10 protein-coding genes, 1 pseudogene and 1 other annotated feature are annotated in these 13004 nt (G+C 32.6%); of the genes and pseudogenes, 6 read left to right on the plus strand and 5 right to left on the minus strand.

The features are described from left to right. A pseudogene (locus ACFVR2_RS00005) lies at positions 1-878 on the plus strand (collagen-like protein); the annotation flags it as partial. 240 nt (positions 879-1118) lie between these two features. Next, the gene (locus tag ACFVR2_RS00010; RefSeq protein ID WP_387357745.1) at positions 1119-2495 is read left to right on the plus strand and encodes a glycosyltransferase; all 1377 of its coding nucleotides are present in this window, start codon (positions 1119-1121) and stop codon (positions 2493-2495) included. Between the two features lie 22 nt (positions 2496-2517). On the opposite strand, the gene ACFVR2_RS00015 is transcribed toward ACFVR2_RS00010, so the two are convergent. Further along, complete coding sequence (locus ACFVR2_RS00015; RefSeq protein WP_387357747.1) at positions 2518-3576, minus strand: tetratricopeptide repeat-containing glycosyltransferase; 1059 nt, start codon at positions 3574-3576, stop codon at positions 2518-2520. 222 nt (positions 3577-3798) lie between these two features. Then, positions 3799-4884 carry a tetratricopeptide repeat-containing glycosyltransferase family 2 protein gene (locus ACFVR2_RS00020; RefSeq protein WP_387357749.1) on the minus strand — a complete coding sequence of 362 codons (1086 nt, stop codon included), beginning with the start codon at positions 4882-4884 and terminating at the stop codon, positions 3799-3801. Between the two features lie 122 nt (positions 4885-5006). Beyond that, positions 5007-5228: a binding site (T-box leader), on the plus strand. Between the two features lie 42 nt (positions 5229-5270). Between ACFVR2_RS00020 and argS the strand changes: the two genes are divergently transcribed. The 3 genes from argS to ACFVR2_RS00035 all read left to right on the plus strand — a co-directional run bounded on the left by argS (position 5271) and on the right by ACFVR2_RS00035 (position 8722). Beyond that, positions 5271-6959, plus strand: coding sequence for an arginine--tRNA ligase (gene argS, locus ACFVR2_RS00025; RefSeq protein WP_387357751.1), 1689 nt, complete (start codon positions 5271-5273; stop codon positions 6957-6959). A gap of 269 nt (positions 6960-7228) precedes the next feature. Next, positions 7229-7825 carry a nitroreductase family protein gene (locus tag ACFVR2_RS00030; protein ID WP_387357753.1) on the plus strand — a complete coding sequence of 199 codons (597 nt, stop codon included), beginning with the start codon at positions 7229-7231 and terminating at the stop codon, positions 7823-7825. Positions 7826-7984: 159 nt separating this feature from the next. Continuing rightward, the gene (locus ACFVR2_RS00035; protein WP_387357755.1) at positions 7985-8722 is read left to right on the plus strand and encodes a GDSL-type esterase/lipase family protein; all 738 of its coding nucleotides are present in this window, start codon (positions 7985-7987) and stop codon (positions 8720-8722) included. A 63-nt stretch (positions 8723-8785) separates the two neighbouring features. Here the strand turns inward: ACFVR2_RS00035 and ACFVR2_RS00040 are convergent, their stop codons facing one another. Next, positions 8786-10342 carry an ABC-F family ATP-binding cassette domain-containing protein gene (locus ACFVR2_RS00040; protein ID WP_387357757.1) on the minus strand — a complete coding sequence of 519 codons (1557 nt, stop codon included), beginning with the start codon at positions 10340-10342 and terminating at the stop codon, positions 8786-8788. 324 nt (positions 10343-10666) lie between these two features. Here ACFVR2_RS00040 and ACFVR2_RS00045 point away from each other — a divergent pair, with 324 nt between their 5' ends. Further along, positions 10667-11281, plus strand: coding sequence for a PH domain-containing protein (locus tag ACFVR2_RS00045; protein ID WP_387357759.1), 615 nt, complete (start codon positions 10667-10669; stop codon positions 11279-11281). Positions 11282-11970: 689 nt separating this feature from the next. On the opposite strand, the gene ACFVR2_RS00050 is transcribed toward ACFVR2_RS00045, so the two are convergent. After that, positions 11971-12429, minus strand: a complete 459-nt coding sequence (locus tag ACFVR2_RS00050; protein ID WP_387357761.1) for a PH domain-containing protein — start codon at positions 12427-12429, stop codon at positions 11971-11973. A gap of 15 nt (positions 12430-12444) precedes the next feature. Then, the gene (locus ACFVR2_RS00055; RefSeq protein ID WP_387357763.1) at positions 12445-12885 is read right to left on the minus strand and encodes a DinB family protein; all 441 of its coding nucleotides are present in this window, start codon (positions 12883-12885) and stop codon (positions 12445-12447) included. Between the last annotated feature and the right edge of the window lie 119 nt (positions 12886-13004).

Raw genomic sequence — 13004 nt, forward strand, 5'->3', positions numbered from 1 at the left:
CAACTGGTCCAACCGGAGCAGCAGGTCCACCTGGAGCAACAGGTCCAGCAGGAGCAACAGGAGCAGACGGAGCGACAGGCCCAGCGGGAGCAACAGGAGCAGACGGAGCGACAGGCCCAGCGGGAGTAACAGGAGCAGACGGAGCGACAGGTCCAGCAGGAGTAACAGGAGCAGACGGAGCGACAGGTCCAGCAGGAGCAACAGGAGCAGACGGAGCGACAGGCCCAGCAGGAGCAACAGGAGCAGACGGAGCGACAGGAGCAGCGGGAGCAACAGGCCCAGCAGGAGCAACAGGAGCAGACGGAGCGACAGGAGCAGCGGGAGCAACAGGTCCAGCAGGAGCAACAGGTCCAGCGGGAGCAACAGGTCCAGCAGGAGCAACAGGTCCGAATGTACTTTCTGAAGGTTTCTCGGCGTTTTTACCAGCATTTAATACTGCAACTACAGCTCAATTAACAGGCTGGAGTGTTGTAAGTCCTTTCTTTAATGGAACAACTTTTGATCCAACGACTGGTAATTTCACTGTCCCAGCGACAGGCCGTTATACTTTTGAAGCAACAATTAGTTACTCTACAACTGCAACATTAACAGTATCAATTGGAGCAGGAGTAAATCCTTCATTTGTATTCCGTAGAATAACACCTACGACTGCAGATTTATTAAGTGGATTAGTACCAATTTTAGACGTAAATGTTGCTTTAGTACTAAATCTACGTGCTATTCTAGGAGATGGAACTGTCACCATTACTGGTGACTTACAATTAACTGCTGGAGATGTGATTGGTCTCTTCTATGAGGCTGACGGATTAACTATTCCTCTTACTTTAGGTGGAAACAATTCAGCAGGTATCAACTGGTCAGTTCATCGTATTGTATAACGATCACTTTTAGAGATTAATAATCGATCCTAAGATGATGACCATCCTCATTAATTATTCAATAGTAATCTATTTGAATAAATTAATGAGGATTTTTTTATTAAATAATTAATACTGACCAAATATTTCCATCTTGAATATATTGATTAATGTATGTGTTATTTAGATAAATGAAGGGTAATGAATTTAAATGAAATCATACTTGCTAATGCAGTGAGATTCTAAGAAGGTGTTTAATGAATGAAAACTAGTATTATTATTTTGACTTATAATCAGCTCGAAGTATCGAAAAAATGCTTTGAAAGTCTTGCGAAATATACAAAGGAAGATGAAGTAGAAATTATTGTTATTGATAATGGTTCGACTGATGGCACACGAGATTATTTAAAAAATAATCCTTCTTTTATTACAATCTTTAATGAAGTAAATATGGGGTTTGCTAAAGGGTGTAATCAAGGAATTAAAGTCGCAACAGGTGATAACTTGCTATTTTTAAATAATGATACAATCGTTACAGAAAATTGGTTAGAAGCAATGCTTACTCTTTTATATAGTAATGATAAAATTGGCATGGTTGGGCCTGTAAGTAATTATGTAAGTGGATTGCAGCGAATTAATGTTGATTATCAAAATGATCAAGAAATTAATGATTTTTCATTAAAATATTGTGCCAGTGTAAAAGGAATGTCTAAGCAAGTATTAAGATTAGTAGGATTTTGTTTATTAGTTAGAGGCGAATTAATTGATCGATTAGTAGGATTTGATGAAAGGTTTAAACTAGGTTCATTTGAAGATGATGATATTTGTTTAAGAACTATTCTAGAAGGATTTGAATTGCATATTGCACTAGATTCATTTGTTCATCATTATGGGCACATGACATTTAATGGAAATAGTGATATTAACATAAATCACCTATATATTGAAAATAGAATGAAGTATATCGAAAAGTGGGGAAACAATCTAATTGATATTGGTTATCCGAAGACGGAAGTTATTGAAATGGTACCAGGTAACATAAATAATGTATTAGAAATTGGTTGCTTAGCAGGAGCAACAGGTCTAGAAATTAAGAATCTATACAAATGTGAATTATATGGAACAGAAAGTGATACAGAGTTATCCTCAATTGCATCACAATTTTATAAGAGGGTTGATACAATCAGTATTGACGAATTGCCCCACAGTTACTCTGAGGAGTTTTTTGATTTAATCATAATTGATAATATTGTAAACCATCTTGTAGATCCTTGGAGCTTTGTAAAAGAAATCAACAAACTTTTAAAACCATCTGGCTCAATTATTTGTAGAGTTCCAAATGTTTCCCATGGTGAAGTTCTCTTTCAATTACTACAAGGCCAATGGAATTATATACACGCTGGGATATTGAAAAAAGAAAATATTAGATTTTTCACGCCTCAAACAATTAATACGCTATTTCCAACTGACCAATTTGAAATGACTACGAAAAAGAATGAAAATATAAATGTAGATTTAAACATTAAGTTGTTTTTTGAAGAAGTAGTTCATTTAGCTCATAGTTTTGGAATAAATCTTGAACAGCTAACTTCAAATCTTGAAATATATAATATGCTCTTGTTAATAAGGAAAAAATGATTAAAAGGCAGTTGAGGGATCCTCAGCTGCCTTCGTTATTTAATCTTTTTGAAAAGTACTCTCTATTTGAAAGAATACTTGGGTGTGTTGGGTAAAAATGATAGGCTAATTCATTGTGCTCATTTGCAAGGCGAAATTCCCCTATTCTGTCATAGCAAACAGCTAGCTGTAAATGTGGTAGCCAAGTAGTACATGATGGGTTATGAAGAATCAAACGATTGTTAACCTTATTTAAGGTTGCTTCTTTATACCAATAAATAGCTGAATTGAAATTATTTTTTTCAAAAAATGTATAAGCCAATCTACAACATGTTTCTGGATGAGTATTGCCATATTTAAGAGCCCTTAATAACCAAGTAGTTTCTAAGTCTCTTAGATTAAACTCGTGATAACTATTAGCAATATAATGACAGGCAAGGATATTATGTTCCTCATATGGCTGATTTAATCTCAAAAATTTTAAAAAATACTTTATTGATTGATCATGTTGATGATCTGAACTTAACTCTTTTGCATAATAAAATAAATCCATCGTAGAAAGGTTAATGTGATTACTTAGCATTTGTTCATATATTTGAATATTTTCTTTTGTATTTTGTGTAAAAGGAAGATCTGTAATAACAAGATTAGTAGAAAATGATTCAGAGGTTTGTTCATTTTTTATATTCGATGAATGACTATTTGAACTTAATCTTTTAAATAATCTACTAATTTTTTGTTTGCTTTTTACATTCCAACCAATCTGATAATCGACTGCTACATTGTAAACTTCATTGTTTATTGACTGTTTTAGCTTAGAAAATTTTAAACGATCATTTTCTAGTAAAACTTCACTATGGTTTAGTAAAAGTATAAAGTCTTTTGTTGCGAGTGATTTTGAAAAATTCAATGCATCTATTTCATCTATACCATCAAAGACATGTATTTGGTCTGTAAACTGTCTTGCTAGCTCAATCGTTCGATCGTGGGAATTCATATCAACGATGATAATTTCATCAACTATGCTACTAACAGAACTAAGACATCTTTCAATTGTGGCTTCATTGTTTTGTACAACCATGCATAAACTGACTGTGATCAAGCTATCACCCTTTCTTTAATTTTGATTTTGTATAAAATGATTGATGATATATTAATGTTGATTTACGTAAATAGTAGTTTCCAGATCATCTATTATAGGAGTGTTTTTCCAGCTCTTCTCAATACAGAGTCCTTCTTAAACTAGTTAGTTTGTCAATCAAAATTGAGCCTACTAAATAGATAGGATCCAGGAAATAAAACGTTAGAAGATAGTATGGGTGGGTTATTGATCTTTAAAATATGAGTTGAAATACTCTTTGTTGTGTAGAACGGAAGGATTATTCGGAACATAACTTGCTGTTATATCATTATATTTCCTAGCGGTTAGCTGATCGCCTAATCGACTATAGCAAAGACATAACTGTAGATTAGGTAACCAAGTGTAACAAGCCTGATTTATAAAAGGACTACTTTTAGGAACGTCAACAAGTGTAGCGAGTTTATACCACGAAATTGCTCGTGTGTAATCACCTTGATGAAGATAAACAAATCCTAATCGACAGCAGTTTTCTCCACGTGGTCCATCATAAGAAAATGATCTTAGACAACTGCTAATTGCTTTTTCCGATTCGTTTATATTTAAATAGCAGTCTGCCATTTTTCCACAGGCTTGAATATTATCCTCGTACCAGCCTTTTCCTTCATTAAGAAACAATTCATACCATTCAATTGCCTTTTCAAATAGCTGATGATCTACGCATTCATTTGCATAATAGTATTTGTCACGAGGACTTAATTCATTTCCTGAAGAAATCGCATTTTCATAAATCTTTAAATTGCGATCAGAAAACTCTTTGTCTTTTTGATGAATAATTGCGGCATCCGATTGAATAATTTCGCCGTAAACCTCCAGATATTCATGAACGAATCCAATCCATTTAAAATTTCTTTCTCGTTTAACGATCCGATTTCGAACAGAACTGAAGCTAGGATTACCATTTTCATCGAAAGCTAGATGATATTTCATTCCGATAGCGTCGACATTTTTAGTTAATGACTTTTTTAATTTAAGTAATTTTTTCGCATTTTCATCAGTGATAATATCATCAGCATCTAGCCACATAATATAATCCTTCGTTGCCTTAGAAAACGCAAAATTTCTTGCCGCTGAGAAATCATTGATCCAAGTAAAATCATATATTGAATTTGTAAACTTTTTAGCTATTTCCTTCGTTTTGTCTGTTGAACCAGTATCAATAATGACAATTTCGTCTACTATATTAGATACAGAGGATAAACATCTGGAAAGTACAGCTTCTTCGTTTTTAACAATCATACAAAGGCTTAAAGTTATTGGTTTTTTTTTCATGAATTCCACCTCAATTTCTATGTTATTAAGGTTGTCAACAAATGGTGTCATTCATAAAGTTCAAAAAAAGATTAATGTTGAAATTCTACATTAGATATGATTAAATGGAAAAAATGAATATTGAAAATTTTTAGATGAAGAGAGTAATCTTATTTTGATTCTTGTAGAGAGTTGGGGATGGTGGAAGCCTAACAGAGCGAATAAGATGAAGCGCACTTCGGAGAAGCAGTCTGAATTAATAGTAGGACTTTGCCGGGGAGGACCTCGTTAACAAAATTTAAAGCTGGTTCAATATATTTGAACAATTAGAGTGGTACCGCGGATTAGTTAAACCCGTCTCTTATGATAGAGACGGGTTTTTTATATTTTGGAGAGGATTGATCATAATGAATTATGTAAATATGTATAGTGAACAAATTGAAAAAGCTTTAAATGGATCACTAACTTTAACTGAAATTAACTCACTTATTGAAAAACCGAATTATGCAGATCAAGGTGATTTAGCATTTCCTTGTTTCCAATTAGCTAAAGCATTAAAAAAATCTCCAGTATTAATTGCAAAGGAAATTGCACCACAGATTAACCATGATTTAATTGAAAAAGTAGAAGCGAACGGCCCATACGTAAACTGCTTTTTGAATAAAAAGCTAGTAAGTAAGCAAGTAATTGAATTAGTTCTTAGTCAAGGGAAGAAATATGGAAACCAAGTAATTAGAGAAGACAAAACGGTTGCGATCGATTGTTCCTCTCCAAATATTGCAAAGCCATTTTCGATGGGGCACTTACGTTCAACTATGATTGGAAATTCAATTGCTAAAATAGCTGAAAAAAATGGGTATAAATCAATAAAAATTAATCACCTTGGTGACTGGGGAACACAGTTTGGGAAATTAATTGTTGCTTATAAACTTTGGGGTAATCAAGACGCCGTAAAAGAAAATCCAATCAAAGAACTTTTAAAATTATATGTTAAATTTCATGAAGAAGTTGAAAAAGAGCCTCAACTTGAGGAAGAAGCTAGAAGCTGGTTTAAGCAATTAGAGGAAAAAAATGAAGAAGCTTTACACTTATGGAAGTGGTTCCGTGATGAGTCTCTAAAAGAATTTATGTTAGTATACGATTTATTAGGAGTTAACTTTGATAGCTTTAACGGAGAAGCATTTTATAATGATAAAATGGACCGAGTTATTGAACTTCTAGAGCAAAAAAACCTTTTAGTCGAATCTGAAGGTGCAGATGTTGTTGAATTAACTGAAAAGGAATTACCACCATGCTTAATTAGAAAATCTGATGGAGCTACGCTGTATGCTACAAGAGATCTAGCAGCTGCACTTTATCGTAAAGAAACATACGATTTTGATAAAGCAGTGTATGTTGTAGGTGGAGAACAAGCATTGCATTTTGAGCAAGTATTTACAGTTTTGAAGAAAATGGGTTACGAATGGGCGAATGAAATGGTACATGTACCATTCGGCTTAATCCTACAAAATGGTAAAAAAATGTCTACACGAAAAGGAAAAATTGTTCTTTTAGAAGAGGTAATTGAGGAAGCGATAAGTTTAGCTAGTCAAAATATTGCAGAAAAAAATCCTACATTAAAAAATAAAGAAGAAGTTGCAAAAATGGTTGGAGTCGGCGCAATCATTTTCCAAGATTTAAAAAATGATCGTATGAATAACATCGAATTTTCACTTGAGCAAATGCTAAAATTTGAAGGTGAAACAGGACCATATGTACAGTACTCAGTTGCGAGAACAAATTCAATTTTAGATAAAGCTTCATCAAAGGATTTAACTAAACAAGATGGGCTGGATGATTCATATAGTTGGGACATCATAAAACATATTCTTGAGTTCCCTAATAAAGTAGCGCGTAGTTTTGAACAATTTGAACCGTCTGTCATTGCTAAATATACAATAGATTTGGCACAAAGTTTTAATAAATATTATGGAAATACACATATTCTAACAAATGATGATCAATTAGAAAGTAGATTGGCTTTGATTAAAGTTGTTTCCATTATTTTAGAAGAAGGACTAAGATTATTAGGAATTCGTGCTCCAAAAGAAATGTAAAGTAACAGGTATTGAAGAAATTTGATTCTTCAATACCTGTTTTCTTTTTAATTTATTGTTGAACCTAAACACAGTCTTTCTAATATTTATTCCATATACATAATTATGTAATGATTTCGAACCGATCAGAGGAAACGGTGTATCCAAATGTAAAAGGATTAACGAAGTCTAAGAAAATAATTAAAAAACCAAAAGATTTATTGAAAATGATTATCATTTACATTTATAATAAATTTAAGGATAGTTAGAGACTAAGGAGATAACGTTCAATGTCGATTTTAGATTTTATAAAAAATAGAAGAACAATAAGAGATACAAAAAAAGATCCAATTAAAATGGAAGATTTAATGGAGCTACTTGAAGCTGCATCCTATGCTCCTTTCCACAGCAAAGAAGAGCCTTGGCAATTTATTATGGTTTCCGAAGAAAAAGAAAAAGAATATTACGCTTCAAAAGTTGTAGATAGTTACGAAAGAATGGAATTAACGGAAACATATACAGTTGAGAAAATTAAAAAATCTACAGAATTCTTTAAAACATATATCGTCGACACACCTATGCATTTAATCATAACGACAGACCACTCAGAAAATGAAAAGAAAAATTTAGAAGCGATTGGGGCAACCTGTGCATTTGTTCAAAATTTACAATTAGCAGCTTGGGAAAAAAATATTGGAATGGTATGGCGAACAAATCCTTATATTTTTGATAAACAATTTTATTTAGAAATGGGCATTCCTGAACATCGAAAAATTTTAGGAGCTCTTCATATCGGTTATATTAATACAATGCCAAAAGGAACAAAGAAAAGAAAACATCCAAGTGAATGGACTACTAAGTTAAGTCAAAATATTACACTTTCTTAAACGAATAAATGACATGTAGAGTGATGTATGAAAAATGCATTACTCTTTTTTATTCCCTAAATATTACCAAAAATTTAGTAGGTTGATTCGACACATTTTGTAATTTTTTTTAATTATAATCCATCTTGAAAGACATTATTTTAAGGGAGGAATTTAATAATGAAAAAATTATTAACAACAATTTCAGCTTTAACTTTAGTAGGTACTATGTTTTCAACCACTGCTCTGGCAAAGAGTGAAAATGCAAAGAAATCACTTGTGGCTTTAGGAGATTCGATTACGTTTGGTTACAATTTAGGAGTAAATAATGAGCAACCTTCTAAGCTTGCTTTTCCATATATTATTGGACAAGATGCTAATCTAAGAGTTCGTGACTTAGGTGTTCCAGGATGGAGAACTGATCAATTGTTGTTCTCAATCAAGAATGATGATGCATATCGAGATGCAGTTAGACATGCTGATTATGTAACTTTAGATATTGGAAACAACGACCTACTACAAGCTCTCAAAGCGAGTAATGGCGATGCTACTAAATTACAGCAATCAGTTGGTGCGATGCTACCAGTGTTATTAAAGAATTTATCTGATACTATTTTAGAAATTAGATCGCTTACGGATGCACCGATTGTAGTATATAACATTTATAATCCATTCCAAACTACAGATCCTATGTATGGACAAGGTAATTTCTTATTGAGTAACATTATTAACAAAAATATTAATAGTTCAGTGAATACTCTCAAAGTAAATGGAATCTCTAACATAGTAATAGCAGACGCTTTTTCAACTTTCTATAATCGTCAAAGTACATATGTTAGACAGAATGATATTCACCCTACAATTGAAGGGCAAAAAAAGTTAGCTGAAATTGGTGAAGCAGCATTAAATTTAGATTGATATTGTAAAAAAAGAGAGTGTTCAAAAAAGATTTCTTTTTGACACTCTCTTTTATATATCATTTTAAAATACTTTAGTAGTCCAGTTTTCGCCATTCCAAACGTCTGTAACTAAACCTTGGTAGAACTCAGGCTCGTGACAGATAATTAAAAGGCTTCCTTTGTACTCTTTTAGTGCTCGTTTAAGTTCTTCTTTAGCATCTACATCTAAATGGTTAGTAGGCTCATCGAGAACAAGTAAGTTTGTTTCTTGATTAATTAACTTACATAAACGAACTTTCGCCTTTTCTCCACCACTTAAAACAACAACTTTACTTTCAATATGCTTAGTCGTTAGTCCACATTTTGCAAGTGCAGCACGTACTTCATATTGAGTAAAAGATGGGAATTCATCCCAAACTTCATCGATACATGTTTTATTATTATCACCTTTTACTTCTTGTTCGAAGTATCCGATATGAAGGAATTCTCCGCGCTCAACTTCACCAGAAATTGGTTTAATATCGCCTAGTAAACTACGCATTAACGTCGTTTTACCGATACCGTTCGCTCCAACTAAAGCAATTTTTTGTCCACGTTCCATACGAAGATTCAACGGTTTAGATAGTGGTTCGTCGTAACCAATCACTAAATCTTTTGCTTCAAATATTAATTTACCTGAAGTGCGAGCTGGTTTAAATTGGAATTCTGGTTTTGGCTTTTCTCTTGCAAGTTCAATTACATCCATTTTATCAAGTTTCTTTTGGCGAGACATTGCCATATTACGAGTAGAAACACGAGCTTTATTACGAGCAACGAAATCTTTTAGTTCAGAGATTTCTTGTTGTTGACGTTTAAAAGCTGATTCTAATTGTGATTTTTTCATTTCATGAATTCCTTTGAAATTATCATAATCACCAACATAACGATTTAATTCTTGGTTTTCCATGTGATAAATTAAGTTAATTACACTATTTAAAAACGGAATATCATGCGAAATTAAGATAAATGCATTTTCATACTCTTGTAAATAACGCTTTAACCATTCAATATGCTGCTCATCTAAATAGTTAGTAGGCTCATCGAGTAATAAGATATCTGGTTTTTCTAAAAGAAGTTTTGATAGAAGAACCTTTGAACGTTGACCACCAGAAAGTTCTGTTACATCTCGATCAAGTCCGATATCTTCTAAACCTAAACCACGACCAATTTCTTCAACTTTAGCATCGATAATATAGAAATCATTATTAGTTAAAGTATCTTGAAGAACACCTACATCCTCAAGCATTTTCTCCATTTCTTCTGGAGTTGCATCAGCCATTTTTACATATAAATCATTAATTTCATTTTCCATATCAAACATATATTGGAATGCACTTTTCAATACGTCACGAATTGACATACCTGGCTGTAATACAGCATGCTGATCTAAGTAACCTACACGTACTTTTTTAGACCATTCAACCTTACCTTCATCAGGCTGTAATTTTCCAGTAACGATATTCATGAAAGTTGATTTACCTTCACCATTTGCACCAATAAGACCGATATGCTCACCTTTTAATAGACGGAACGATACATCATTAAAAATTGCACGATCACCGAATCCATGACTTAAGTTTTTTACAGTTAAAATACTCATTGATCGACACCTTTTCTTTATTTTTCATATAGTAATGTTCTTAATGTAAGAACGTAATTTAAACAGTCACCATCTAATTATAGTCTGCAACTGGGTATGTGTTCAACTGTAAATTAAGTTATAACGCAGGGGGGCGGGTTAGGACCGAAAATAAATAGGGGATTTTAAAAAAAAAGGAAAAAAAAACCATATACTCCTACTATTCCTATCCCCATATTTTTGTATTTAATGTATAATTCAGAAGTGACATAGTCAAAAAAGTGGGTTTTGAAGGCGGGTAAGTACAGAAATAGCCATTCCCACTTATTCGGAGGAGGATGTTTTATGTTTGGTAAAGTTGCTGCAGATATGCTTGGTTTAAGTGATGTAGGTAGTGTTATTGAACCGAAAAATTATGACAAAGTTGATTCTGACGATTATGTAATGCATGAAGATAATGAAAAAATTTATTTTTTAATTAAATCAAAATCAGATGAGTATTGCTTTACGAATAAGGCTTTAATTCATTTGGACGGTACAAGTGCAATCAGTAAGAAGCGTACACTTCATCGTTATAATTATCACACTCATAAAATCACACATGTTTTACTTGAAACAGCTGGTACAATTGATTTAGATGTTGAAATTAAGTTCAACATTGGTGGTAGAGAGTTTTCGATTGATGTTCATAAAAAACATATTGAACAAGTAAAGGATCTATACAAAGCATTACTAATGATTGCTGAAATTAGTCATGAAAATGAAAATGCACTTGTCTATGCGAAAGAAAGCATTGAAATTGCTTCTACAACATTAGGCCGCGTAACTTCAAATGAAAATAATTTAGTAAACAGTTTTAAAGAAATTAATGAAGCTGCTTTTGAATGGTTAATGAAGTCTAGAGAGCAATATAAAGTTAAAGATTTCGGATCAGTATTTGAGAAGTATATTAATAATTAATAATGTAAAGGGAAGTCTCGTGAGTCTAAGCACTTATGAGACTTTTTTTTGTGCCTTAGATTAGAGAAATGCGATTATAAGGATTCATGAGTAAGTGAAAAAGTAGGAAGATGGAATCTATTAACTCATAAAGGGTTTATGAGTGAGTAAAAGATGGGATAAAGTAACTCATAAACAAAATCATGCAAGGAACATAATACCTTGCGTTAAATGGACATTTATTAATGTTGAAATTATCATTTTTTGATGATCTATTATTGATTTTAAATGTTAATATGTTTGAGCACGTTTATGATTCCAATAACACTAGAAATGGTTTTTTAGGAGTTGAAAATATTATGAGTTAATTTTTAGAAAAACAAATTCAATTGATTAGTTTATTAATTAATGTTCGACTTAATTGACCTACAGACTGATTAATTAACAACTGTTTGTTTACTCTAAGTAAATGCTATTTGATTAGGATATATTGTAGACTTTTTTTGATGAATAAGTTGATTGGAGCGGAGGGGGGTGCTCGACTCCTATGGGATAAGCGGGAAGGCTAAAGAATCTCGCCCCATGGAAAGCGAGCATCATGTAGTGGAAATCAACATCACTCTACTCCTTTTACGAAAATTTGGTTGTTTTTCAACAGAGTGAAAACTCGCAAGGAACATAATACTCTGCGAGTTTTTGTGGGAAAAGCCCTAATTAATAAAAACTTCTGCTCTTTGACGATTTAAAATAGTAGCATCTGGACATCGTTTTTTTATTTCTTGTAAAAAACTTTTTTCATCTTTAGGAAGTGAAAGTAAGGCAAATCCGTACTTTTTATATTCGATTTTTAAACGTTTGAAGGTCCATGCAGGTGATGAAACTGGATTATTCGAGAAATTAACTGTTCTGATTTCACTATATGGAATGATAATTGTTATAAATCCAAATTTTGATTTGAACTCAGTTTCGGTTAATTCATGGTATGTGTTGAATAATGCCCAAACTAGAACAATTAATACAGGCAATAAAAAGACAAAGACTACTAAACTTATGATGATTCCCGTACTATCAGTTTCAATAAAGCTGATGATGGGAACTGAAATAATGATGGGAATTAAGCTCAGAATTAGGACGACTAAAAGAGGATTTTTCTTCACTTTAAATTTCATGGCGACACCTTGATCCTATCCTAAAATTTGATTTAAATGGTGCTTCATATGGTCAATGTAATCTGTAAATAACCAACTTAGTGTAACAGATTCTTCATTTTGACTAATATATTGTAGTTTCCATTGGTCTTCTGAAATGTTTGAGAGCACATTCATGAAACGAGAATTTAGAGCAGTCCATAAAGTAAGTATTTCTTCAATTGTATAGCAATTTTGATAATCATTTAATTCAACCCATGAATTTTGTTTATAAAGCTCCAAGACTAGTTCATCATTAGAGGACAATCTATCTATAAATCTTTTATGATTCATAGTCGCAGAATCGCAAAGATGTCCAAGGATTTCTTTTTTAGACCATTTTGTAGGACTTGGTTTATAATCTGTATTCGATAAGGCTCTGATGATTTTTGGGACGGATTGGATTAGACTATTAAATTCGTTTATTAAATTATTCATCTAAATATTCCTCCTTCGTTTCTACATGTTATGAATATGTTTAAACATTTTTCTTTATGAGTCTTTAGACAAGCCATAGGTGAATAGGTTATTAGTAGGACAATCTTGGAGGTGTCTTC

It is taken from the genome of Gottfriedia sp. NPDC057991 (genome assembly GCF_042886615.1).
Lineage (GTDB): Bacteria > Bacillota > Bacilli > Bacillales > Bacillaceae_G > Gottfriedia.